The sequence below is a fragment of the Kitasatospora sp. P5_F3 genome (genome assembly GCF_054049135.1).
On sequence record NZ_JBFUMY010000010.1, the window covers coordinates 32,217 to 57,502 of the forward strand.

Annotated in this window: 15 protein-coding genes and 1 pseudogene; 8 read left to right on the forward strand and 8 right to left on the reverse strand. The window is 70.1% G+C overall.

The features are described from left to right. The first annotated feature begins 169 nt into the window (after positions 1-169). Entirely contained in the window at positions 170-379 is a 210-nt protein-coding gene (locus ACXJMZ_RS08265) for a hypothetical protein (RefSeq protein ID WP_457029311.1), read from the forward strand. 593 nt (positions 380-972) lie between these two features. Here ACXJMZ_RS08265 and ACXJMZ_RS08270 read toward each other — a convergent pair. Both ACXJMZ_RS08270 and ACXJMZ_RS08275 read right to left on the reverse strand, forming a co-directional pair. Further along, positions 973-1,234 (reverse strand): annotated as a pseudogene (locus ACXJMZ_RS08270) (tyrosine-type recombinase/integrase); the annotation flags it as partial. A gap of 86 nt (positions 1,235-1,320) precedes the next feature. After that, positions 1,321-3,270, reverse strand: coding sequence for a S53 family peptidase (locus tag ACXJMZ_RS08275; protein WP_457029312.1), 1,950 nt, complete (start codon positions 3,268-3,270; stop codon positions 1,321-1,323). Positions 3,271-3,560: 290 nt separating this feature from the next. Here ACXJMZ_RS08275 and ACXJMZ_RS08280 point away from each other — a divergent pair, with 290 nt between their 5' ends. Continuing rightward, a complete protein-coding gene (locus ACXJMZ_RS08280; protein ID WP_457029313.1) occupies positions 3,561-4,442 on the forward strand; it encodes a hypothetical protein in 882 nt (293 codons plus the stop codon). A 63-nt stretch (positions 4,443-4,505) separates the two neighbouring features. Here ACXJMZ_RS08280 and ACXJMZ_RS08285 read toward each other — a convergent pair whose 3' ends face one another. Continuing rightward, the gene (locus ACXJMZ_RS08285) at positions 4,506-5,015 is read right to left on the reverse strand and encodes a hypothetical protein (protein WP_457029314.1); all 510 of its coding nucleotides are present in this window, start codon (positions 5,013-5,015) and stop codon (positions 4,506-4,508) included. 202 nt (positions 5,016-5,217) lie between these two features. On the opposite strand from ACXJMZ_RS08285, the gene ACXJMZ_RS08290 reads away from it, so the two are divergent. Then, positions 5,218-5,589 carry a hypothetical protein gene (locus ACXJMZ_RS08290; RefSeq protein WP_457029315.1) on the forward strand — a complete coding sequence of 124 codons (372 nt, stop codon included), beginning with the start codon at positions 5,218-5,220 and terminating at the stop codon, positions 5,587-5,589. Positions 5,590-5,721: 132 nt separating this feature from the next. Here the strand turns inward: ACXJMZ_RS08290 and ACXJMZ_RS08295 are convergent, their stop codons facing one another. Further along, positions 5,722-6,075, reverse strand: coding sequence for a hypothetical protein (locus ACXJMZ_RS08295; protein WP_457029316.1), 354 nt, complete (start codon positions 6,073-6,075; stop codon positions 5,722-5,724). A gap of 32 nt (positions 6,076-6,107) precedes the next feature. Continuing rightward, positions 6,108-13,403 carry a polymorphic toxin-type HINT domain-containing protein gene (locus ACXJMZ_RS08300; RefSeq protein ID WP_457029317.1) on the reverse strand — a complete coding sequence of 2,432 codons (7,296 nt, stop codon included), beginning with the start codon at positions 13,401-13,403 and terminating at the stop codon, positions 6,108-6,110. A gap of 798 nt (positions 13,404-14,201) precedes the next feature. On the opposite strand from ACXJMZ_RS08300, the gene ACXJMZ_RS08305 reads away from it, so the two are divergent. After that, on the forward strand, positions 14,202-17,900 hold the full coding sequence (locus ACXJMZ_RS08305; protein WP_457029318.1) for a LamG-like jellyroll fold domain-containing protein: 3,699 nt from the start codon (positions 14,202-14,204) through the stop codon (positions 17,898-17,900). Positions 17,901-17,963: 63 nt separating this feature from the next. Here ACXJMZ_RS08305 and ACXJMZ_RS08310 read toward each other — a convergent pair whose 3' ends face one another. Both ACXJMZ_RS08310 and ACXJMZ_RS08315 read right to left on the reverse strand, forming a co-directional pair. After that, the gene (locus ACXJMZ_RS08310) at positions 17,964-18,263 is read right to left on the reverse strand and encodes a DUF3303 domain-containing protein (protein ID WP_457029319.1); all 300 of its coding nucleotides are present in this window, start codon (positions 18,261-18,263) and stop codon (positions 17,964-17,966) included. 130 nt (positions 18,264-18,393) lie between these two features. After that, positions 18,394-20,226, reverse strand: a complete 1,833-nt coding sequence (locus tag ACXJMZ_RS08315) for a cholesterol oxidase substrate-binding domain-containing protein (protein ID WP_457029320.1) — start codon at positions 20,224-20,226, stop codon at positions 18,394-18,396. A gap of 442 nt (positions 20,227-20,668) precedes the next feature. Between ACXJMZ_RS08315 and ACXJMZ_RS08320 the strand changes: the two genes are divergently transcribed. The 4 genes from ACXJMZ_RS08320 to ACXJMZ_RS08335 all read left to right on the forward strand — a co-directional run bounded on the left by ACXJMZ_RS08320 (position 20,669) and on the right by ACXJMZ_RS08335 (position 25,016). Continuing rightward, on the forward strand, positions 20,669-20,953 hold the full coding sequence (locus ACXJMZ_RS08320; RefSeq protein WP_457029321.1) for an acylphosphatase: 285 nt from the start codon (positions 20,669-20,671) through the stop codon (positions 20,951-20,953). Positions 20,954-21,037: 84 nt separating this feature from the next. Further along, a complete protein-coding gene (locus ACXJMZ_RS08325; RefSeq protein ID WP_457029322.1) occupies positions 21,038-21,964 on the forward strand; it encodes a pseudouridine-5'-phosphate glycosidase in 927 nt (308 codons plus the stop codon). Further along, the gene (locus ACXJMZ_RS08330; RefSeq protein WP_457029323.1) at positions 21,961-22,851 is read left to right on the forward strand and encodes a carbohydrate kinase family protein; all 891 of its coding nucleotides are present in this window, start codon (positions 21,961-21,963) and stop codon (positions 22,849-22,851) included. The genes ACXJMZ_RS08325 and ACXJMZ_RS08330 overlap by 4 nt, the downstream gene beginning before the upstream one ends. 164 nt (positions 22,852-23,015) lie before the next feature. Then, positions 23,016-25,016 carry an oxidoreductase gene (locus ACXJMZ_RS08335; protein WP_457029324.1) on the forward strand — a complete coding sequence of 667 codons (2,001 nt, stop codon included), beginning with the start codon at positions 23,016-23,018 and terminating at the stop codon, positions 25,014-25,016. A 16-nt stretch (positions 25,017-25,032) separates the two neighbouring features. Here ACXJMZ_RS08335 and ACXJMZ_RS08340 read toward each other — a convergent pair whose 3' ends face one another. Continuing rightward, positions 25,033-25,167 (reverse strand): hypothetical protein, encoded by a 135-nt coding sequence (locus tag ACXJMZ_RS08340; RefSeq protein WP_457029325.1) that lies wholly within the window; start codon positions 25,165-25,167, stop codon positions 25,033-25,035. Positions 25,168-25,286: the final 119 nt, after the last annotated feature.

A 25,286-nucleotide genomic window follows, 5' to 3' on the forward strand; every position in this document is an offset into this window, starting at 1 on the left:
CCCGCCATCCTCCCAGGGTGGACCCTCGGCCAGCGGGCGAATGCCCCGAGCGGTCCCGGGCTGTCCCAGCCTGTCCCAGCGCGGGTTGGGGGCACCGCCCGCGCCGAGCACGCTGGCTGCGCGGTCGACGGCGGCCGTGAGGTGTTCCGAGCAGCGGAGGCGTACTGCGATGTCGACAGAGATCAACGAGGCAGTCCAGGCAATCGGCGAGGGATGCGCCGACCATCTGGGCGGCATTCCGGAGCTGCTGGTTGCTGCAGTGCCGGAGTTCCTCGGCGGACTCGCGGTGGCGTTGGTCACCACGCTGGCGGCCTGGGGCCTGCGCCGACGGCGCGCCCGTCGGGCGGTCCCGGTTGTTGCTGAGAGGGAGCCAGGCTGATGTGTCGCTGTTCGGTGCTGCTGGTGCGGTAGTTGGTTGGCTGCTTCCGTGGTGGTGGCCCAGTGTCGGCGTCGGCGGCGCGCCCGTCGGGCGGTGCTGGCAGCCACCGGCAGGGAGCCAGGCTTACCCTCACCCCGGCGCCAACCCTGCCAGCCCCGCCCACTCTGCGGGTCTAGGTGTACTCGGTCATGAGGTTGGTGACAGTCGGCTGATCGGTGGCTGGCCGTCGAGTTTGCGGAGAGGTTCAGCCCTGTCCAGTGCTTCAAAGGGAGTTGTGGGCTTGCGATACCAGTGAGAACGTCGAGGGGTCGAGCAGCACAGGCCGTCGGCGGCCGCCGGGCCAGCGGGCCGCTCGCAGCACGGATTCGGTACACATGAGGCCGAGAAACGCGCAGAGGTTGCGAGAGCCCCGGAGAAGCATTTTTGCAGGTCAGCGCCCAAGTGGCCATCGTTTCTGCAGGTCAGGGGCTTGCTCGGGGAAAACTTACAAGGCGGATGTCGGCGGTTCGAAACCGTCTGCGCCCACAGTGCTTGAACTGCACAGAAGCCCCGAACCGTTCCCGGTTCGGGGCTTCTGACATCAGAAACCGACATCAACGGGGCTTGCGCAGCAGCCGATCCATGTTGGCCAGGGCGTCCCGCTGGGAGTCCTGGGTGACGTGGGTGTAGACGTTCATCGTCAGCCCGATCTGGCTGTGGCCCAGGATCTCCATCACCACCCGCGGCGACACCCCACAGGCGACCAGCAGCGTCGCCGTGCCGTGCGTCGTGCAGCCGGACCACGGGCACCTTCGTGTCGGCCGCGATCCTGCGGAACGAGCGGTAGACGTTGGTCGGCTCGACCGGGCGCCCGGAAGGCCGGTTCGGAGCCGACGCGTGGATGGCCGGTCGGCCCCGAGGGTCTCGGGGTCGACCGGCCATCCGGTGCGGTGGGGCCGGGGTCAGTGGAGCGGGCTCGCGTAGGAGGCGACGTAGCCCGGGGCGGGGGTGCCGACGCCGGTGACGTCGTCGTAGCCGCGTACCGCGTGCAGTGAGCTGTCCTTGCCGAGGCTCCGCACCGAGGTGCGCAGGCCGTCGGCGGCGTCCACGGTGTTGATGAAGTCGACGCGGGCGACCGCGAGTTCACGGTCGGCGCCGAGCGGCCGGTCGGTCACGTCGTGGTAGAGCGGCGAGTCGTAGCGGGCGTAGATCCCCGGGTTGGCGAAGCCGATCGGGAAGTGCCGGGCCTGCTGCGCCAGCGCCTGGACGCCCGCGATGACCGGGGCGGCCAGCGAAGTGCCGCCGATCCGGTACTCGTCGTACGCGACGGTGCCGTCGGGCCAGGACTGGGTCTGGCCGACCAGGAAGCCGGTGTTGGGGTCGGCGACCGCGGCGATGTCGGGGATGGTGCGCATCCGGGTCGTGCCGTTGGCCTTCGCCAGCGAGTCGGGCACGACCCGGCGCTGGTAGAAGGGCTGCTTGACGGTGGAGCTGGTGCCACCGCCCGCGCCGCCGGTGTAGGTGCCGGGGAAGTCGGTCCAGCTCTTGCCGTCGGCGGACAGGACCGCCTTCTGGGTGCCCCAGCCAGTCTCGAACTGGTACCGGTCGCCCTTGCCGACGGCCAGCGAGGTGCCACCGACGGCGGTCACCCAGGCCGAGTTGGCGGGGGTGTCGACCTGCTTCTTGCCGGTGTTCGCTACCTCGTCGCCGTCGTCGCCGGAGGAGAAGTAGAAGCCGATGCCCTCGATCGCGCCCAGCTTGAAGGTTCGGTCGTAGGCGGCTGCGGTGTCCGAGGTCTCGTTGGCCTCGATGTCGCCCCAGGAGTTGGAGACGATGTCGGCGAGTCGGCTGTCGACGATCTTGTTGAGGGCGTCGAGCAGGTCGGGGTCGTTGCAGGAGGCGCCGGCGACGTACACGATGTTCGCGTCCGGGGCGAGCGCGTGCACCGCCTCGACGTCGAGGGACTCCTCGCCGTACCAGCCGGAGGCATCGCAGTCCTCCACGGTGTTGTACGAGGACGGCAGGACTTCGGTGTACTGGCCCTTGCGGTAGGCCTGGTCGCCGTTGCGCTTGGCGTACGCGGCCGCGTCGGCCGCCATCGTCGGCGATGCGTAGGCGTCGGTGATCGCCACCGTCACGCCCTTGCCGGTGTACTTGCCCGCACCGTAGGCGGCACGCAGCTGTGTGCCGGTGTAGCCGCGGATGGCGTACGGGACCTTCGCGCCGTAAGCGTCCGGCAGCGTGTCGGCGGTGTTCGAGCCGTAGTAGGTGGAGAACGGGCCCGAGTTGCGGAAGCCGGCGCCGGGGCCCGGCAGGGTGTCCTTCGGCTTGGCGCGGTGCGGCGCGTTGTCCAGGCCGGTGACGGTGAGCACCGCGTCGGCCAGCTCGCGCGGGGCGGAGGCGGCGTGCGCGGGGGCGTGGAACGTGCGGCCGTCCTTGCGGTAGTCGTGCAGCGGCGTGGCGAACGCCTTCTGCACGGCCGCGGCATCGCCGGTGATCGAGAGGTAGTGCCGGCCGTCGCCGGTGACAGTCAGACCGGCGGACTTCAGCCACCCGGTGACCGACTCGATCTGCTGCGGGCTCGCGCCGAAACGCTCCTCGGCCTGCTGGGGCGTCAGGTACTTGCCGTACGAGGGCGAGGAGGGGTCCGAGACCGCGGTGGCGTAGGCGGTCAGCCCTTGGGCGTCCCGGCCGGTGAGGTAGACGCGAGCACTGACCTGGGTGGATCCCGCGGTGACGCCGGCGTCGGCGGCGGCGGTCCACTCGGGGGCGGTGCCCTCCAGTGCGGTGCGGCCGTTCGGGACGGTCTCCGCCTGCGCGGACGGAATGCCGACGGCCAGCGTGCCTGCCAGCAGCGACACGGCTGCCGCGGCCCGCAGGCCGGTACGGCGCCGGGTGTGATCGGTGGTCATGGAGCGATCCCCCCTGGGATGTCCTGGCGGATTGTCAGGGGCGGATCATATCGACCAGTTGTTGCATTCCCCAGTGATCGGTGCCAGATGATTCCTCGTCAGGCGAAAGCTTTACCCAGCCGCCGGCGACTCCTGCCGGGGGGACGACGGCTACGAGTTCGGCACCTCAGCAGGGGAGGCTGGGCTGTACCCCTGGGAGACGGCACGCGTCTGCTCCGTGGACAGCCCCGCACCCCCGGGCCGCCGAAATCAGGTGGTCAGCAGCCGGTGGTCCTGGCCATCCTGTCCCGATGGGAGACAGAGCCAACGTCATCGTGGTCCGCGAGAACGGTACGCATGAGCTGTACCGGACCGGCTGGGCGGTCGGGATCGACCTCGACCTGCTGGACGGGTCGGCGGCTGTTCTCGCGATGCTCCCCGAACTCCGCCAGGATGGCTGGTGGTTGGACGACGAGATGGCCCAGGGCGGGGTGCTGCTCGACCTCGGCCGAAAGGTTCTGTTGTTCTTCGCCTGGGAGGGCCCGAGCACCGAGCTTCGGCACCGCGCGGCGACCTTCGAGCTGATCCGGGCGGCGTTTCCGGACTGGGAGGTCCGTTGGTTGTACGACGGCGCGGCCGAACTGCGCGGGCACCTCGGGCTGGATCCGGAGTACGTCCGCTGCCGCGACTCTGCCCTTTCGGTGACCCCGTTCCTCGCCCCGGAGGACGAGGACCTGGCCTGGCCGGACCCGGGCGGTGTGGTGGTCACGGTCGGCAGTGAGAGTTGCCACGTCGCCGCCGGCGGTTTCGACCACCCCGTCCATGAGGGCGCCGCCCTGTTCGACCGCCTGGCGGATGCCCCCGAGCACGAGGTGTGCCGCCTGCACGTGAACTCCGGCATCCACCTGGACCCGGAACGCCGCCGTCTGGGCTGGTGGTCTCTCTACTCCTCCCCGCAGACGTACGAGGCACCGAAGCTGTGGCCAGGCTGGACGGTGGAGTTCTGGCAGGACGGCTGGGAACGGCACGTCCGGGCCTCAGGCGGCCGCTTCTCCCCGGCACCGTTCGACGCCGGGGAGGAGGCCAAGGCCACGGTGCTCGCGGAGGCCGAGGAGCGCCGGGCCCAGCGGGCCCGTCACCGAGCCCAGGTCGCACATGTCCGGACCACACCGGTCCGGCCCTTGGCTGGCTGACCCTGCGTCAACTCTTGATTGTGTGCAGTCGGCGTTGGCGGTGGTACTGGCGGTGTCGGCACTTCAGGGTGACCAGGTCGCCACGAAGCAGCTAACGCCGTCCACGTCACCGTCGGCCAGGGCGGCGGCGATGCCCGCGTTGATCTCCTCGGCCCGTGGGTCGGGGTGCCGGGCGCCGTCCGCGTCGGCGTGGGTCGGACCGTTTCCCAGCACCAGCAGCCCGACGCGGTCCGCCCACTGCGCCAGGTGGACGCCGTCCTCGCCGTTCGTGGGCCAGTCCCGGTCGTCGTCCAGCTCGTAGGCACGCACCGGATCGGTCCAGCCTGCCTGTTGCAGCAGTCGCATGCCCACGGGGATCCCGAAGTCCCGAGAGGCCGGCAGGGAGCCCTCCTCGTGGAGAACGGATCGCGTACCCGGGCCGACCACGGCCACGATCTCGGGTTCCTCTGCCAGTACGGCAGCCACCGCCTGCGCGCACGCGACGCGCAGCCGCTCCGGTGCCGCGGGTGCGCCAACATCCGCCGCGAGCGCGAGCGACGGCAGGTGCGGACAGATGGCGGCGGCTATGAGCATGCTGTGCAGCCTATGGCTTGTCCCGCAGAGGTCTTCTGACCAGCGGGCTGGGCTCGAACTCACGCCCACCGAGAGCAACGGCCAGTCACGTCAATCCCGTTGCGGTCTCAGCCGCGCAGGGCCGAGCATGGCAGCCATGTTCGAGGTTCTTCCAGGAGTCGGTCTTGTGCTGCCGCACCGGGCCGGTGTGCTCCGGTACGGAATGTCCGAAGCCAAGGCCGAGTGGGTGGTCTCCACCGTGGCGGACGTCCGGTCGGGGGGCTGGGTCTGCGGCGTCGGGTGGTGCTTCACCGCGTACTACCAGGGACTGAATCTGCGCGTCAGTGGAGACGCCCTCTCCCGGCAGGCGGGGGAGGAGGACGAGCTCGGGCTCTTCGATATCAGGATCGAACGACTCCAGGAAACCTTGGCGGGACCGGCCGCCGTGCCGGTGGTCCTGGACGGCATCGACGTGTTCGGCTTCCCCTCCCGGGAGGTGGCACAGGCCGTCAGTCTGAACGCCCATCCCGATGTCCGCTTCGGGCCCCTGGAGGCTCCGTATCTCGCGGGCTTTCGTATGGTGCGCCTGCGGTAACTTCACCCGAACGAGTGACGTCGAGTCGGGGAAGACGGCACGGACGCGACCCCTGTTCATGATCCGGCTTCGAGAACCTTGATCGTCAGGAGTCGCGTCCGTCGTTTCCAGTCGGGTTGCAAAACCCTGAGGCTAGAGACTATTCGTCGGCCGAGATGCTTCGGGACTGAACTGATGGTCCCATGAATACGGACACGGGGTGATCTCTTCCGGCCATATCGAGGCAACCTCGACGCCGTCGACGATGGCGTCCAGAATATCCACCGCCTCAACTTCGACCAGGGCAACCCGTGCCATTCCACCAGCCGCGTTGGCGTAGACCTTCTCCTCCTTCTTTCCGATTTCAATCGCGCGCAGCTTGGCGTCATCGAAGTCAAGAGCCCGCAGCAAGTACGACGAAATCCTGAGCGAAAGCGTCGGGTCATTATCCGAATAGTGTGCAAACCGAAGCCTGCAACTGAACCAGTCGCCGTCGGGAGTGGTCATTTCTCGCTCGCCTCCAATCGTGGTCTTCTCGCCTAGCAAATCTTGCCCTTGTAGTTGCTGTTTATGTCGAACCTGCCGTCGACAAGCATCTTCCTGGCCTGCGAGTCGCCATCGGCCTTCGCGGCCTTCAGTGCATCTTCAATCGTCATGCCGAGATAGTCGTTTCCAAGCTTCTGCTTGACGCCACCCTTGCGGAATTTGGCGATGAAGTCGGATACGGTCATGCTGCGATTCTGTACAGCGGCGCTGTCGGCCGGCAGGTTGACCGATCGGGCGAACTTCTTGTCTGCGGCACTCGGTTCGGAACCATCATTGTGGACGAGGATCGGGATCTCACCGGCGAGCACATAATACGTGTGCAGGTCTTCGACGGTGAGGTTGTACATGTCCGCGTCGCCCGGCACCACGGACACAGCGAGGACGTAGGCGTGCGCGCCGGACGGCGTTTCGAGGGCGTCGCCTTCGCGCAGGTTCCCCGCAGCTGTCCAGGTCTTCTTCGTGTCGTCCCAGAAGGGGTGCCTGGCCGTCGTGTGGAGGACGGCGGTCCCACCGTCCGGAGTGCTGATCGTGAGGTCGATCAGATCGTCGTCGTGGTTGACGAGCAGGGCGGTGACCTTGCGGCTGCCGACGTGTTCGCCGGTCTCGGGGTCAGCCGAGTCGACCTGGTCCCCGATGCGGATCTCAGCGATCGGCTTCGAGGTGCCTCCATCCAGAAGGACGGGGGTATCGGGCGAGAAGCTGCATGCCGAGCCCACCGCTCGTGCAGCGTCCGCCGCGGCGAGCTCGGCGCTCTCCGTGAGCTGGCGGCCGAAGAAGCCCCTCATCACCTGGCCCATCACGCCCGCACCGGCGACTGCGGCAGCGACTTCGGGTGCCATGGCGCCGCCGGCCGCCGCGTCACCGATGGCTCCGACGACACCGACCCCGCACGCCAGGACCGCTGCCGCGCAGGCAGCCGCGGCGCTCGCGCCGGCTTCGGCCGCGGCTACGGCCAGCACGGCGCCGGCCGCGACGACGATGGTGCCCGCGATGGTCAGTCCGGCGACCTCGAGGAGATGCGGGTCGTAGATGTTCGGGTTGCCGTCGAACGGGTCGCTCTGGCACTCCTTGGTCGAGTGGCCGGTCATCTGGCAGAGGAAGTCCCAGCCCGCTTCGCTCTCCTGCGCCCACTCCAGGGCCTCGCCGATCGTGTAGGCCTGGGATCCGTGGTAGTCCCATCCGCGACCGGTGATGACCTTGTACGTGTTGTTGTTGAGGGTGTGCCCCAGGGCCGAGGACCCCAGGAAGGTCTTAGTCGTAGTGCTGCCGTTCTGGGTCCCCTTGGAAGGCGAGTCCGCCGGGGCCGGATTCTGGCCGTAGCCGTCGCACATGTCCTTGGGGCACAGGCCCGTCGGGTCGCTGAGGTTGACCGGGTCGTTGTTGCTGTACGCGTAGCCGTTCCACTGCTGCGGGTTGGCCGTGTCCAGCAGTGGGTCCGGGTTGAGGAAGCGGCCGGTGAGCGGTTGGTACTCGCGGGCTCCGAGGTTGGTGAGGCCGGTGGCATCGTCCTTGGTGCCGCCGACGAAGCCGTGGTCGCCGGCCCAGCCGGTGGGCTGGGTGCCGCGGGGGCTGCCGAACGGGTCGGTGAGGCGGCGGCTCTCCGCCAGGGTGGTGGCGTCGAGGGAGATCGTGCCGGTGCCGTGGTGGTCGGTGATCTGGTAGGTGGACTTGCCGCCCTGGCGGACCAGGGAGGTGCCGCCGGGGATCTGGTAGTAGCGAACGCCCGTGGGGGGAGTCTTGGCGACCGTGTCGTAGACCAGCTCGTCACCGCCGAGGGTGATGGTGGTCTTGCCCGGGTCGCGCCGGATGAGCTGGTTGCCGCCCGCGTCGTAGAGGTAGGTGGTGGTGGTGTTGGGGACGACCCACTTCTGGCCGGCGGGGACGGTGGTGCCGCAGTCGGCGAGCAGGACGTCGGTGCCGTTGGTGGTGACGTCGCCGGGGACGGCGAGGCAGCGGTTGGCGGCGGCGTTGAGCAGGGTGCCGTCGGTGCGGCTGGTCCAGGTCTGGGCGGGGGTGCCGTCACAGGTCTGGAGCTGGACCGGCGAGGCCGCCGCCGTACCCATGGCGGTGAGGCACTTGCCGAAGGCCTTGAGGAGGTTGCCGGTGGTGGTGAGCTTCTGCCCGCCGCCGGTGTTGCAGGTGTAGATCTGGGCCGGGGTGCCGGCGGTCGAACTACCGCCCTGCGTCTCGAGGCACTTGCCGCCGATCCCGGTGATCTGCCCGGAGCGGGTGAGGGTGTTCAGCTTGCCCTCGACGTTCCAGGTCAGGTCGGTGGTCTTGTCGGCGGTGGTGTAGGTGGAAGTGGTGTTGCCACCGGCGTCGTAGCGGTTGCTGTTGGTGGCCGTGGTGGTGCCGTTGACCTTGGTGGTGCCCACGTTCAGGGCGTGCGGACCACCGTTCCCGTTGCCGCTGTTCAGGGTCGCGGCGGCCGGGAAGGTCTGCGTGGTGACGGCGTCCTTGGTGGTGTCGCCGGCGAGGTCGTGCTGGGTGAGGCTGGTGCGGTTGCCGGTCAGGTCGTAGCCGTAGCTCTGCCAGTACGGGGCCGGGCCGCCGACGGTGGTGGTGGCCGGGGCCACCACGCCGCTGGTGGGTGTGGAGTTGGTGCAGGAGCCGCGACCGCCGACGGTCGGCTGCGCGGCCTGGGTGAGGGTGCCGTTGTCGGACCAGGCGGTGGTCAGCCGGCCGAGGTGGTCGTAGCCGAAGCACTGCAGGTCGGCGGCGGACGGTGTGTTGTCGGCGATGCCGCGGATCGCGGTGATCCGCCCCGAGGCGTCGTAGGTGTAGGTGTTCTGCTGGACCGCCCCGGTGCCGGCGGTCTGCTTGTCGACGAACTGCGACAGCTGACGGCCGGTGGACTCGTCGTAGGTGTTGGTGACGACGACCTGGGTGCCCCACGGGTTCATCGTGGAGCGGATGTTGCGCCCGTAGGCGTCCCAGTCCGACGACAGGTCATAGGTCGTGGCGCTGCTGCCGAAGCTGCTCAGCGGGCCGTTGACGTCGTAGGTGTAGTTGACGGTCTCACCGGCGATGTCGCCGACCGCCGAGCGGTTGTCGGCCTTGAGCGCGTCGGTGATCGGGTCGTACGCCGCCTGGTAGGTGTAGGTGAACGGGGTGGTGCCCTGCCCGACCTCGGTGCCCGGGACGGTGACGGTCGTCTTGGTCGGGTGGTACGCGGTGTCGTACGCCAGCACCGAACTGGTGTACACCGCACCGGAGTTGCCGCCGACGTACCGGGTGGAGGTACTGGGCTGTCCCTTGAGGACCGTGTCGTAGGTGAAGGCGGTCAGCTGGTTGGCCGGGCTGACGGTGCCGGAGTAGGAACCGGTCGTTCGGCCGAGCAGGTCGTAGGTGTAGGCGATGGTCTGGCCGCGCCCGTTGGTGGTGGAGGCCAGGCGCCCGGCCACGTCGTACGTCTTGGCGTTGGTACCCGTGTCCGGGTCGACCGAGCTGGTCTCCCGGCCGCGCACGTCGTAGCCGTACGTCCAGGTGTTGCCGGCCGCGTCCTTGTGCGTGGCCAGCTGACCGTTGGGCGTGTAGGTGTACGTCGTGGCGTCCGCGTCCGCCGGGTTTCCGGTGGCGGTGGGCGTCCGGTACTGCCACAGCTGACTGGTGCGCCCGCGTGCGTCGGTGACCGTCGAGGTGGCGGTGCTGCCGGTGGGCGGGGTCACGTCCGTGCGGTCCGCACCGGGATACGCGGTCGTGGCGCTGCTCTGGACCACGCCGTAGGCCACGAACTCGGTGGTCACCGGGCGGCCGAGCCCGTCGAAGACGGTGTGGGACTGGGCCGGGACCTGCTGGGTGCTGGTCTGGTACAGCGTCGTGCTGGGTCCGGCGTCGTTGTTGTACCAGCCGGCGTTGGCCCGGACGACCCGTCCCTGGGAGTCGTAGACCGTATCCGTGATCAACCGGCCGGTGTAGGCGGAGTGCGCCGGGCTGGACTGGGTCTGCACGGTCCGACCCGTGCCGTCCATGATCTGGATGCTGACGCCGTAGGACCCGTTCGGGCGGAGCATGGAGGTGGTGACCGTCGGCGGGACGGCGATGCCGTTGACGATGCCGGGGGTCGAGTACGCGAAGGTCTGGTTCGCACTCAGGGTGGTGGCCCGGCCGGGCATCCAGACGCTGGTCAGCCGGCCCAGCGCGTCGTAGGCCTCGGTGACCGTACGGCCGTTGGAGTCGGTGGCGGTCAGCGGTTGGGCGCGGGCCGAGTCCAGCGTGGTGGTCGTGGTCCGCCCCGTGAGGGCGTCACTGGCGCCGGCCGGGGCCGGGGTGACGACCGTCATGCCGGTGGGCAGCTCGCCGGGCTTGGGTGCCGTGAAGGCGGTGGTGACGGTGGCGCCGGACAGGTGGGAGCTGTCGGTGGAGTTGGGGTCGGTGTTGCCGGCGAGGCGCCCGTAACCGTCGTAGGCGGCCGTCGTGGCACTGAACTGCGGCGTACCGCCGGTGTCGAAGTGATCGAGCGTCAGCGCGGAGCTCGCGTCGTGCTTCGTTCCCAGCTGTCCGACGGACAGGCCGTCGTAGGACATCCGGGACCAGGCGGTGGTGTTGGCGGCGGTCGGCGTGACGGTGCACGCGTTGGCGCCGTTCACCGCGATCACCTCGGAGGTCAGCGCCAGCACCTGCGGGTCGGTGCCCGCCGCGTAGGCGGTGCGGGTGCAGACGTCCGGCAGGCCGTCCGCGCTGCTCAGCGAGGTGGTGGTGCGGTTGCCGTGCGCGGAGTCGCTGGTCATGGTGCTGCTGCTGGTCCGCCAGGTGGCGTCCGCCTTCAGCGACTTCGAGACGGCGGTCGCGCTGGTGGCCGCGTACCGGGCGATCAGTTTGGGCAGGCTGCCTTGGTTGTGGGTGGCCGTGGTGACCGGAGCGCTGCTGGTGTTGACCGTGTAGGCGGTGATGGTGCCGCCGGCCTGGGTGTAGGTGTCGCTCTCCAGGACCTGGCCGGCGAGCCAGTCGGAGTCGGTGACCTGGCCGCTCATCGGGCCCGCGACCTTGACGCTGCGGGTACCGGTCGAGGTGAGGTCACCGTCCATGCCCTGGTAGAAGACGTTGGTCGTCTGGGACTTGGGCCCGTCACCGCCGCTGCCCGCGACCGTCGTGACGGACGCGTAGCCGCGGAACTGGTCCCACGTACGGTTGATGTCCTCGGTCAACGGGGAGTTGTTGCGGTGCCAGGCGGCGTTCCCGTACGAGTAGGCCGTGGTCACCGGAACCGCGCCCGGGGTGTTCGGGTTGGCGGTGACCGTGTTCACCGGGTAGCGCAGGAACCAGTCGTCGATCGGCGGGGCGTCCGGCTGCTCCGTCGGCGGGTGCCACTTGACGTTGTAGCAGGACAGCGTGTCGGTGTCGGCGGAGGCCGGCATGACGTTGTTGACCCGGGAGCAGGCGGCGGGCTTGTAGTCGACGCCGATGGTGGCACCGGTCTCGGTGGTGATCAGCTGGATGCGCGGCCGGTTGAACGCCGGGCGGGACGGGACGAGGTTCGTACCGTCGACCCGGTTGGCCAGCAGCATCGAGGTGAACGACACCGGCGGCAGGGTCACCGGGGTCGCGGAGGCCTGGGTGTCACTGCCGGTGCGGGTGACCGAGGCGAGCCAGGGCACCTTGGTGTTCTCGGTGGGGTTCTGGACGTTGATGAACTCGTGGTTGAGCGCGTAGGAGTCCACGTTCTGGTAGGCGCCGTTGAACCGGACCTGGGTGGTGATGCCGGTCAGCCACTTGGTGGACCAGAACGTCGGGCCGTAGTTGGTGCAGGTGCCGGTGGAGGCGCACTGCTGGTCCAACGGCACGTCAGGCCAGTTGGCGGCGTTCGCGGCGGTGCGGTTGGCCGGGTCGCAGGCACTGGTGGAGGTGACGCAGCGCTCGGCGGTGGCGAAGACGATCTTCGAGGCCGGGTTGTACGCGCCGTTGGCGGTCAGCTGGTCGGACAGCAGTTGCCCGTAGCCGATGGAGGACAGCACACCGGAGCGGGTGTAGGAGGTGTTGGTGCCGGTGCCGTTGTTCTGGCCGCCGCCCCGGGAGTAGTGGTTCGTCTCGGGGGTGTACGTGTAGGTGGTCAGGTTGCCGTGCGGGTCCACGATGAAGTCGAGGTTCCACCGCCACGCCGTCTGGCACCAGGAGGCCTTGCCCTTGGCCGAGTCGTAGCAGGGGTCGCCGCTGTTGGGCGAGTACACCGGCACGGTCCACGCCGAGCCGCTGTCCGCGCCCTTGGTGGTGGGGTTGCCGCTCGCGTCGGGCAGGTGGTTCAGACCGAAGTAGTAGACGGTGCCGGTGGTGTCGGTGACCTTGATGTACGAGCCGTTCCAGGTCCCGTTGGTCGCACCCGTCAGGAACTGCACCTTCGAGCCGTCGTCACCCTTGATCCGCCAGGTGCAGTTGGACTGCTCGGTCGTGCCGGGGGCGCCGGCCTGGCAGGAAGTGTCGTCCTGCACCAGCTCACCCGAGTGTCCGGCCAGTGAGAGCGTCAGGTTCGCGCCCGCCCAGCACTGGTCACCCGAGTTGGTGATCCCGCCCTTCGAGCACGGCTTGTGGGCGCGCTCCACGAAGCCCGCGCCGTAGTCCCAGCCGTCACCGATCCACGACGCCTGGGAGTTCGTGGAGGAGGTCCTGCCCTCCACCGAAGAGGAGTCGTAGGAGAGCCCGACCTGCGGCACGGCGCCGCCGAGGGTCGGCGGTGCCTGAACCGCGTACGAGTAGGTGAAGGCGCCCGAGGTGCTGCCGGCCGCCCAGGCCTGCGACGGGTTCAGCGAGGTCGCCGAGTACGTACCCGCGCCGCTGGACGAGCCGGAGACCACGCCGACCGTGGTCGAGGTGGTGGAGGTGTCGGCGGTGAGTGCCTGGATGCTCGTGCGCGCCGTGCCGTCGTCGGCGGGCAGCGTCACATCGGCGACGAGCTTCTTCGTCGACGGGTCGTAGTGCGAGGGCAGCGGTGTCTGCTGCAGGCAGCCGGTCACCTGCGGTGTCGTCAGGGAGCAGTCCGGCAGCAGCACCAGACGCGCACGCGAGGCCCAGTTCGCGCCGTACATGGTGTCCAGGTCGGACGTGTCGATCCCCAACCTGACCGGACCGGCGTCGCCCCGGCCTTCGCGGGAGAGCGTCACCGCGAGGCCGGATATACCCGCAGCCGTGGTGGCCTCGGAATCCGCCACCGTGACCTGAACCGTCTGGCCGGCCGCGGCGGAGCCCGCCAGCGGCGCCAGCGATACGGGCAGCCCGGAGGCGGCGGTCTCCGAACCCGCTTCCGAGGTCTTCCCGGCCGCCATCGACTGCACGGCGGGCGCGGTTCCCAGGTGCACGCTCGCGTGTCCGTGCGGCGGCAAATGCCGCAACTGCGGCGGCTGCCATTTCGCCGGCACCGGATGAGTCGGCGTCGCCACCGGAGCAGCGGCTACGTTCTTTCCCTTTACCGACGCGGTCTTCGGCAGTGCCGTATTCGACGGCGTCCATTTCCGCGAGTAGTCCGGCCCGGCCGCGGCAGCCACTGACACCGGTGCCAGCATCGCCCCGATCACAGCCGCGGCGATGACTGTCGCCAGTCGCCGCCTCCCCCGCCGATAGGTGCTTGGTGAAGCACCCGCGTTTCCCGACAGCAACACTGAGTAACCCCCAGCCGACCGGGCATCCGCCCGGTTCAAGATCTCGACATAGAACGCGCGGAGCTTACTCGCGGCTTATAAGACCAGGTCAATGGCTGGAGCCAGGCTTTTCGGGGGTGAGGTATCTCACAGTATTCGCAAAATGGGAGTCCTTGCTGCAATTCGGACAGCGGTCCGCAATTCACATTGCGTGTGCATGCCGTGCCCGGGAGCATGCTGTCGACCTCCGTGTCTTGAGCATCGAGGCTTCTCCACACATGCAGGGGACTTCACTTGAACAGACGTCGCCGTCACGGCGCGCCATCTCGCGCCCTGACCGTCGCTGCGGCCTTTACCGTCGCCGCCTCCCTGGCAGGGCCGGCGGCCTTTGCCGACTCGGTATCGCCTTTTCCGTCGCGGAGCGCCGTCGCGGAAGTCGACGCGCTGCGTACGCAGGAGCGTCCGCCGGCTGATGACGCCGACCGTGCGATCGCGAAGGCGAAGGCGACCCAACAGCGGGTGGCGGTCGATTCGTTGACCACCGAGTTCAGCGAGACGGTGGCGACGCCCGAAGGGCATCTGGCGCTGACCAGTCACCCGGATCAGCAACGGGTCAAGCGCGACGGCTCATGGGTCGTGCTGAACGCGGACCTGGCCGCGAACGCGGACGGTTCCTTCTCGCCGAAGGCGGCGGCCGGGAGCCTCGTCCTGTCCAAGGGCGGGGCCGGCCCGCTGGCCACAATGACCAGCGCGGACGGCAAGAAGCTCGCGCTCGACGCGCCGTTCGGCCTGCCCGCTCCCACCGTCAGCGGCGACAGTCTGCTCTACCCCTCCGTCGCTCCGGACATCGACCTGAAGGTCACCGCCACCAAGCTGGGCGGCCTGACCACCGTACTGGTCGTCAAGACCCAGGCCGCTGCCGCGAATCCGGTCCTCAGGACCCTGCACTTCGACACGATCGCCGACGGTGTCACCGTCAACAGCGACGAGGTCGGCAACATCACCGCCGTCGCCGCCGACGGCAAGCCCCGGTGGATCGCCCCCACCCCCCAGATGTGGGACAGCTCCACCGCCGCACCCAGGGCCAAGGCTCTGGCGCAGGCATCGCCGGACAGCTCCAATGCCTCTGACAAGGCGTCCGGCGTCAGCACTCCCACCGGCCCCGGTGCCGCGTCCAAGGTCGCCAGGATGCCCGCCAGGGCCAACGGCAAGGGCATCGACCTGACCCCCAGTCAGGACCTGCTCGCGCACGGCACAGCGCCGTACTTCATCGACCCCGCCTGGGTGCCGTGGAGCACGTCGGCGAACGGCTGGACCTGGATCCAGTCCGCCTACCCCGGCACCTCCAACTGGAACCGCACCGGTGGCAACGACTCCGACCACCCCGGCGTCGGCATCTGCGCGTACTACCCCAACGGCGGCAGCTGCTCGCCCTCGGACACGCACCGCACCTTCTACCAGTTCAACACCAGCCCGCTGCGCGGCGCGGTCTTCCACTACGCGACCATGAACATGCAGGAGTACGTCTCCGCGGACTGGTCCTGCACCAACACCTACCCGCTGGACCTGTACGTCACCAGTGCCATCAGCAGCGGCACGACCTGGAGCAACCAGCCCTGGCAGGTGGGTAGTTCGCTCGGCCGGCAGTGGGTCGGCGGCTCCGGCCACACCAACTGCTACAACAACGTGCCGTTCAGCTACAACATCACCGGCACCCTCCAGTCGTACGGTGCCGACCACGACACGCTGACCTTCGGCCTCTACGGCGACGAGAGCAACCAGTACGCCTTCAAGCGGTTCATCTACCAGCCCTCGCTCTACGTCGAGTACGACCGTGCCCCCAACACCCCCACCAATCCTGCCGTTTCACCGGAACCGAAGTTCGTGAGCCCCTCGCAGACCTACCAGGCCTGCGACAACAGCGGTGCGGGCTCCTGGGGTTGGCTCGGCGCCGGAAGTGACCAGAACGGTGCGGTCGCCCTCAACGCCAACGTCTCCAGCCCCACCCAGGGCCAGCTGTACTCCTGGTCGCACATCTGGGACTACAGCCTCTCCGGCAGCCCTGACGTCGACTCCGGCTACTCCCCGCTGGTGGGCAACGGCTCCAACGCACCGTTCACCGTCAAGGCCGGTGCGATCAAGGACGGCCACGCCTACGGCTACAGCATCATGGCCTCCGACCAGCTGCCGGGCACCCCGTGGTCGGGCGCGACCCCGACCTGCCACTTCCGGGTCGACACCACCCCGCCGGTCATGACCTTCCCGGCCACCGTCAGCGACCCGACGAAGCAGTTCCCGCCCTCCGGCAACGGTCAGACCCCGCAGATCTACGCCGGCCAGACCGGCGCGGTCCCGATCACCGCCGCCGACCCCAACCCGTCCGGGCTGAACACCTCCGGCCTCGCCTGCCTGCGCTGGAGCTGGGACCCGCAGCTGGCCGGCGCCGCCTGGCAGTGCGGTGCCGCGATGCCCACCGGCGGTCAGATCCCCGGCATCACCCCCGGCCACTGGGGCACCAACATCCTCTACACGCAGGCCGAGGACAACGCGGGCAACCTCTCGCCGATCGCCCCGTACGCGTTCTACGTCCCGTGGAACCCCAACGGTCCGGCGCCGGTCTTCGGTGACGTCACCGGCGACAGCGTCCCCGACATCCTGGCCGCGGACAGCGGCGGCAACCTGCGGGCCTACACCGTCCCCGGCAACCCGATGGCGAAGGCTCCCGCGACCGTCCTCGCCGCCACGCAGGCCAACACGCCGGCTTCCCCGGCCAGCGACTCCTGGGCCAACTACCAGCTCACCCACCGGGGGAGCCTGAGCGGCGGGAAGAACGTCGACGACCTGATCGTCCACAAGCCCGGCGCCGCGAGCCTCTTCTTCTACAAGAACCCGGGCAACACCTACGTCCCCGGCACCTTCGACAGCCACAGCCTGCTGGAGAAGCCCGCCTGCGACCCGGCCCTCGCTGATTGCACCGGTTACGCGGCCGACTGGTCCACCACTCTGCAGATCGCGGCCAGTGGTGACCCCGTCACCACCGACCTCGACACCAGCAAGCACTTCCAGAACCGCACCGGTCTGTTCACGGTCGAAACCAGCTCCGACGGCAACGGCGCCCTCTGGTACTACCCCGAGATCAGCGACGCCGTCTTCGGCGCACCGATCAAGCTGACCACCACCGGCTGGAAGAACTGGGAGCTGATCTCCGCCGGCGACTGGGCCGGCCAGGGACACCCCGGTCTCTGGGCGCGCAACTCCCTCAGCGGCGACCTGCGCGGCTACACCTTCACCACCGGCCTGGTGACCGAGAACGACGTCTTCGGCAGTCCCCTCGGGACCTTCCCTGCCATCACCAAGCTGGTCACGAACAACCTCATCGGCACCGGCATCAGCTCCACCACCTGGCCCCGGGTCGGCTCCGAGGGTGACCTCACCGGCAGCGGCCACCCCACCCTGTGGGGCATCACCACCGACAACCGGGTCCAGATCTGGACCGGTACGCCCACCACGAGCACCGTCACCCCTGGGGTCTACGTCGGCGCGAACGCCAGTACCGTCCTGAGCACCGCCCTCGGCGCGGACCAGTGGCCGCTCAGCGGCGCCAGTACCAACAACGGCATCGCGACCGACAGCAGCGGCCTCAACCGCGCCACCATCAACGGCAGCGTCACCTTCGCGGCCGACCACAAGGGCATCGCCAACGGGGCCACCGTGCTCAACGGCAGCTCCTACCTCAAGACGGCCACCCCCGCGGTCGACACCAGGCTGGCCTACTCGGTGTCGGTCTGGGCGAAGATCAGCAACCTCGACAGCTACCAGACCTTCGTCACCCAGAACGGCAGCGCGCGCGGCGCGTACTACCTCCAGTACTCCAAGGCGTTCAACGCCTGGGCCTTCGTCGCGCCGTCCAACGACAACATCTCGCCCGCCGCCTACTACGCCGCCTTCGCCTCCACACCGCCCCAGACGGGCCAGTGGACCCACCTCGCGGCCACCTACGACCCGGCGACCAAGGCCATGACGCTCTACGTCAACGGCAAGTTCGCCGCCGCCGGCTACAACCCCACCCCGTGGAACGCGACCGGCGCGATGACCATCGGTGCCGCCGTAACCACCGGCTACCCGGTCGACAACCAGGCCACCGGCGCCGTCAGTGACGTCCGGACCTATCCGTACGCGCTGACTCCGGATCAGGTGACCGCCATCTTCAACAGCTGACGGTCGAGCACGCACGAGGGGCGCCGACCKCGGKCGGCSCCCTTCGTGTGCGGCGTCGCGGGCTCAGCTCTGCGCCTGCCAGGCCGCAAGGCCCTTCTTCAGGTCCTCGGCAGTCATCACCGGCTGGATCTCGAACTCCGCGCCGAGCTCCTGGAAGAGCGGCTCCGCGATGCTGGGGAGCTGGGAGCTGTCCTGCATGTCGAAGACGAAGGTGCAGTGCCTGCCGCCTTCGCCGGGGCCGAAGTAGGCCGCTTCGGGCTTGAGGCGTTCGATCATGGATTCCACGATCTTCGCCAGGGTGCCGTCCTTGATCGCCTCGTTCGAGGCCTGGGTGTCGAGGCGGGCTCTCAACATGACCCTCATCGCACTCGCTCCTTCTGCGCACCACGACCGGCACGGTTCTGACCGCGCTCGCTTGGACCCGGTGACGTCCCGCTCAGGCTCTCCTCGGGAGGCAGGGGCGGCAACATCTCGTCCTCCATCAGTGCTGCCGTCAGGCGCGGAGCAGCCCGTCCAGGAAGGTGTTGCCGAAGACCCGGTGCGGGTCGTGGCGGTCCAGGGTGGCGATCGCCTCGTCCCAGCCCGGGCGGCCGGCTGCGCGGAGGCTGTCGGGGATGGCGCGGCCGAGGACGTCGGGGTCGGCCCAGGCGGCGGTTTCGGTGAAGGCCCAGCCCTTGGACCACTCGACCCGGAGGCCGGCCCGGGTGCCGTCGAAGGTGCGGAGCAGGAACTGTTCGAGGTCGCGGCAGAACCGGGGCAGGCCGGGGGTGCCGGGCAGGCTGAGGATGTCGAGCCAGACAGCGGTGTCCCACTCGGGCTTGTCCGGGTGGGGCCGCAGGGCGGAGAGCAGGGGTGGCTGGGCGCCGGGGATGCCGGTGGCGGCCGGGGTGTCCAGGCCGGTGGCCCGGATCTCGACGGCTCCGTTGACCGGGTACTCGCCGCGCTGCTGGTACTCCGTCAGCAGGTTCTGGTAGTAGGTGGTGAACTCGCTGACCACCCACTGGAGGTCGGCGCGCCGGGCCAGCACCGCGTACCCGTTGGCGGTGACCCGCAGGGTGGTCGGCCGGACGTACTGGAGCAGTGTCCGGGAGGGGCCCCACAGGTCGGAGTGCAGGCCGTCCGCGAGCAGGTGGGTGAGCAGTTCGCCGGTGAGCAGGCTGCGCAGCAGGCCGGTGGAGAGCAGCACGTCGGTCAGGTCGCCGGTGAGGCCGATCTTCGTGATCAGGAACTGGAGTTGGCCGAAGGTGGGGGCCAGCCCCCAGGCGCCCGAGACCAGTTGGCCGGCCAGTTCGGCCACCGGCTTCGGGATGTTATCGGAGAAGGGGTAGTTGTACGGCTCGGTGACGGTACGGGCGGCGAACGGGCGGGTGGGGGTGACCCGCCAGGTCTTGAGCCAGGGGTGCGAGGTGAAGGCGTACCAGATCGCCTCGGCCCGGCCGTCCCGGTCGACGAAGTCGGCGAAGGTCCGGTTGCCGGACGTCCCCGGTGCGGCGAAGAGTTCGGTGGCCGGGATGTCGAGGCGGCTGACGCAGCGCAGGTTCCGGTCGGCGCCGACCCGGAGCACCACCTCGGTGAGGAAGGCCCGGCCCAGCTGGACCAGAAAGGCGGCGCTGTCGGCTTCGGCCCGGTCGAACTCCCGGAGTACGTATCGGCCTTGGGCCTCGTCCCAGACCACCGCGGTGAGCGAGGTGACCTGGTTGCTGAGCGAGCCGTAGCCGTGACCGGCCGGCAGGGTCTCGCCGGTGGCCGGTACGGCGGTGCCGTGGCCGCCGATGGCGAGCACGCCGCCGACGGTGAGATCGCCGGGCGCCGGGCAGGCGGTGACGCCGAGGCCGTGACCGGCCAGCTGGGCGAGCAGGTCCTCCATCGAGGCGCCGGTCTGCACCCGGACGGTCGGCGCCCCGGCCACCGAACTCCCGGTCAGGGCAATGGCGGTGAGGTGCTGGGTGGTGTCGAGCAGCAGCACCTGGGCCGTGGCGGGGGTGCCGGGCGCGACGGTGAGCGGTGCCCAGCCGTGCCGGTGCCCCTGTGGACGCAGCCGCCAGCCTGCGGCGCGGGCCCAGTCGGCGAGCTCGGCGACCTGTTGCGGGCTGCTCGGTGCACAGACCCAGAGCGGGTCGGTACGGACCTCGCCGGCCCAGTTCTCGTACACCCGCTGGTAGGGCGTCACCCCGGCCGGGAGGCCGGCGGGTGCGGTGCCCACGGCCTGCGCGCTGTCCGGCCCGATGGTGCCGCGCAGGAGCCAGGCGGCGCCGCCTCCGCCGAGTACGGCGAGTGCCTTACGGCGGGTCAGGCCGCTTTTACTGTCGTGCTGTTGGTCTGCCACGCGCCGACGCTACCAACGGAGATCACGCCGCGAGGCGCTTTCGGGCCGCAGGATGTCGGGGCTGCGACCGCATGTTGCACGTGATCCGGTCTTCCACCCCTGCCGGGCACGGGAGCGTGGGCCGCCCCGAAGTCGCCGACCGCATCGGCCGCGCGCGTGGGCGCGTCGTAGAACGACGGATCCACCATGCAGTACACCTCATACCGCTTGTCCACGTGAGCCTCCGCCCCAGGGCATCCGAATCCGCAGCTCGGTTGTCCGAACATCCCTTCGACACCTGCCAGTTCCGACGATCCTCGGGTCACCCCAGGTGCACCACCACTTGTCACGCGATCGGTGTGAGATCGACATCCTCGTACCGTGAACTCCGCACGGTGCGTCTCGCGGCGACCTCGGCACGGCGAACCCGGTCCGGACGGGACACCTGGCTAGGGTCGGTGGAATGGAACGGATTCGGAGCAGGGTGGTCGTCACCGGTGAGGTCCAGGGCGTGTTCTTCCGGGACACCTGCCGCCGCACGGCACAGGAGCACGGGGTGGCCGGCTGGGTGCGCAACCTGGCGGACGGGACGGTGGAGGCCGTGTTCGAGGGGGAGGCCGCTGCGGTTGGTCAGCTGGTCGCCTGGGCGGAGCGCGGGCCCAGCCGGGCGGTGGTCGATCGGGTAACGGTCCGCCAGGAGGAGCCGGAGGGGCTGGCCGGGTTCGAGATCCGGCCGACGCCGTGGTGAACGCGCCCTGGCGTTCGGCTTCGGCCGGTCCGCAGTTCGGCCCGGGGACGTTTGAAGCGGGTGCCGGCACGCCAGACATGGGGGATGACGGAACCTGCACTGCGCCTCTCCGACGAGGTCCGTGACGCGCTCGCGAGCCGCCGGACTCCCGTGGTCGCCCTGGAGTCGACGATCATCGCGCACGGCCTGCCCAGGCCACGGAACCTGCTGGTGGCGGGGGAGTTGGAGGAGATCGTGCGGGCGGCGGGCGCCGTCCCGGCGACCATCGCCGTGCTGGACGGTGTGCCGCACATCGGGCTCGGCAAGAGCGAGTTGGACCGGGTCGCGAACGACCCCGACCTGCGCAAGTTCGGGTTCCGGGATCTCGCACCAGCCGTGGCGGCCGGCGCGAGCGGGGCGACCACGGTGTCGGGGACGGCGTACCTGGCGGCGCGGGCCGGGATCCGGGTCTTCGCCACCGGTGGGCTCGGCGGGGTGCACCGGGAGTGGGCGACCACGCAGGACGAGTCGGCCGACCTCGGGCTGCTCGCCCGGACCAGGATCACCGTGGTGTGCGCGGGGGTGAAGTCGATCCTGGACGTACCGGCCACGCTGGAGCGGCTGGAGACGCTGGGGGTCGCGGTGCTCGGGTACCGGACGGCCGAGTTCCCCGGGTTCTACCTGTCGAGTTCGGGGCGGCCGGTGGACTGGACGGTACGGGAGGCGTCCGAGGTGGCGGACGTGATGCGCGCTCAGGACACGCTCGGGGGGCTGGACTCGGCGCTGGTGGTGGCCAACCCGGTGCCGGAGGCCGAACAGCTCGACCCCCGGCTGCACGACCGGGTGCTCGCCGAGGCACTAGCGGCCGCCGACCGCGCGGGTGTCACCGGACAGGCCACCACGCCCTTCCTGCTGGCCTACCTCACCGAGCACACCGAGGGCGCCTCGCTGGAGGCCAACCTGGCGGCCGTGCGCGGCAATGTCCGGCTCGCTGCCGAGATCGCCGCCCACTGGGCGGGGCCGGGGGAGTGACAGGCGCGCTGCTCGTGATCGGCGACGTCGTCACGGACGTTGTCGCGCTGCACGACCGGCCGCTCGCTCCGCACACCGACACCGCCGCCCGGATCGCAGTCCTGCCGGGCGGATCGGCTGCCAACTCCGCTGCCTGGGCGGCGTATTCGGGCGTGGACGTGCGGCTGCTGTCCCGGCTCGGCGCCGACTCGGCCGACTGGCACCGGGCCGAACTGCTCGGCGCCGGAGTCCGCCCGCATCTGGTGGTCGACCCGGAGCTGTCGACGGCCGTGGTGATCTGCCTGGTGGACGCCGAGGCCGAGCGGACCTTCGTCACCGACAGCGGTGCCGCCGCCCGTCTCGGCCCGGCCGACTGGGAGCCGGCGCTGCTCGACGGCGTCGCGCGTCTGCACCTCTCCGGGTACCTCTACTTCACCGGCCAGGGACGTCAGTTGGCGGTACGGGCGGTCGCGGCGGCCGAGGCGAGGGGCCTGCCGGTCAGCGTCGACCCGGCCTCCACGGGCTTCATCGAACGGCTCGGCGTCGCGGCCTTCCTGGCCGCGATCGACGGCACGGACCTGCTGCTGCCGAACTCGGCGGAGGCGCGGCTGCTGGCGGGAACGGACGATCCGGTGACGGCGGCCGAGCGGCTCAGCGCGGTGTACGGCGAGGCCGTTGTGAAGCTCGGCCCGCAGGGTGCGCTGGCCGCACGGGGCGGGAAGGTCGTCGCGAGGATTGCCGCCGTCCCGAGTACTGCGGTGGACAGCACCGGCGCCGGCGACGCCTTCACCGGAGCTTTCCTGGCCGCACGGCTCCGAGGCGCCGACCTCGCCGAGGCGACGGCCGCCGGCTGCGGCGCGGGGGCGGTCGCCGTCGCTCGGACGGGCGGCAGACCGCCGACCCGGTGAGCGGCGCACGCTGTGCCAGGAGCTGCTCGATCCGCAGGTGGTCGCGTTCCTCCGGGAGCACGGACTGTAGAAGCGGCGGGGGGGGGGGGGGATCGCTGTGACGGCGAGCACAGGCCATGTGCAACTTGTTGCATAGGGCGGCGCCGAGCCCCTACCGTGACGCCATGACCGCGTACCCGAACCTGCTGCGTCCGCTCGACCTCGGCTTCACCACGCTCCCGAACCGGGTGCTGATGGGCTCGATGCACGTCGGCCTCGAGGAGGCCGAGAACGGCTTCGAGCGGATGGCCGAGTTCTACGCGACCCGGACCAGGGCCGGGGTCGGCCTGATCGTCACGGGTGGCATCGCGCCGAACGAGGCGGGCCGCCCGTGGGAGGGCGGCGCCAAGCTGACCACCGAGCAGGAGGCCGCCGAGCACCGGGTGATCACCGAGGCGGTGCACGCGGCGGGCGGCAAGATCGCGCTCCAGCTGCTGCACTTCGGCCGGTACGCCTACCACGCCGAGCTGGTCGCGCCGAGTGCGATCCAGGCGCCGATCAGCCCCTTCCCGCCGCGCGCGCTGACCGAGGACGAGGTCGAGCAGACGGTCGAGGACTTCGCCCGGGCGGCCGAGCTGGCCAAGTCGGCGGGGTACGACGGCGTGGAGATCATGGGGTCCGAGGGCTACCTGATCAACGAGTTCATCGCCGCGCCGACCAACCGGCGCCAGGATCGCTGGGGCGGCAGTTACGAGAACCGGATGCGCTTCCCGGTGGAGATCGTCCGGCGGGTGCGCGAGCGGGTCGGGGCCGAGTTCATCCTGATCTACCGGCTCTCCATGCTCGACCTGATCCCCGGTGGCTCCACGCTCCCCGAGGTGGTGCAGCTGGCCAAGGCGGTCGAGGCGGCCGGGGCGACCATCATCAACACCGGCATCGGCTGGCACGAGGCCCGGATCCCCACCATCGCCACCTCGGTGCCGCGCGCCGCGTACGCCTGGGTGACCAAGCGGCTGATGGGCGAGGTGGGCATCCCGCTGGTGACCAGCAACCGGATCAACACCCCTGAGCTGGCCGAGCAGTTGCTCGCCGACGGGCACGCCGACCTGGTCTCGCTGGCCCGGCCGTTGCTCGCCGACCCGGAGTTCGTGGCCAAGGCCGAGCGCGGTACCCCCGAGGCGATCAACACCTGCATCGGCTGCAACCAGGCCTGTCTGGACCACACCTTCAGCGGGCGGATCACCTCCTGCCTGGTGAACCCGCGCGCCTGCCACGAGACCGAGCTGGTGCTCGCCCCGACCCGGCGCCGCAAGCGGATCGCCGTGGTCGGCGCAGGCCCGGCCGGGCTCGGCTTCGCGGTGGCCGCCGCCGAGCGCGGGCACGCGGTCACCCTGTACGACGCCGCGGACCGGATCGGCGGGCAGCTGAACGTGGCCCGGCAGGTGCCGGGCAAGCAGGAGTTCGACGAGACCCTGCGCTACTACCGGTACCAACTGGCGGAGCGTCAGGTCGAGTTGCGGCTCGGTGCGGCCGTCACCGCGGCCGGGCTGCTGGCCGAGGGCCATGACGAGGTGGTGCTCGCCACCGGCGTCACCCCGCGCGTCCCGGCGATCCCCGGCGTGGACCACCCGAGCGTGGTCGGCTACCTGGACGTGCTGCGCGGCGAGGCGACGGTCGGCGAGCGGGTGGCGATCATCGGCGCGGGCGGGATCGGCTTCGACGTGGCCGAGTTCCTGACCGACCAGGACGGCGACTTCTACGCGAGCTGGGGCATCGACACCGAGCACCGCGAGCCCGGCGGGCTGCGCGCCCCCGAGCGGCCGAAGCCGCCGCGTACCGTGCACCTGATCCAGCGCAAGCCCGGCAAGGTCGGCGCGGGCCTCGGCAAGACCACCGGCTGGATCCACCGGGCCGAGCTGGCCCACCGCGGCGTGCACACCGTCTCCGGCGCGAGCTACCGGCTGATCGACGACGAGGGGCTGCACCTGACCGTGGACGGCGAGGACCGTACCGTCCCGGTGGACACGGTGGTGCTCTGCGCCGGACAGGAGCCGCGCCGTGAGCTGCACGCCGAGCTGCTGGCCGGCGGCGCCTCGGTGCACCTGATCGGCGGCGCGGACGTGGCCGCCGAGCTGGACGCCAAGCGGGCCATCGATCAGGGCACCCGGCTCGCGGCCGAGCTCTGACCCGTAACCGTCGGGATCAGCGCCAGCTGTCCGGGCCGCCGCCGACCTCGGTGAACGCGGCCAGGGCCAGTGCGCCGAGGAACAGCGCGGCCATCAGCAGCAGGGTCAGACAGCCGACCGCGTCGGCCCTGGCCTGGCTCTGGCTGCGCATGGCGCCCCCTCTGTCCGGCCCGTGGGGGTCCTCGGCGCCGGGGCCCCCACCCTAGCGACGGACCCCCGCCCTGCCCAGACCTCCCTTGAAGGCCCCCGGCTGTTGCCGGGGGCCTTCGT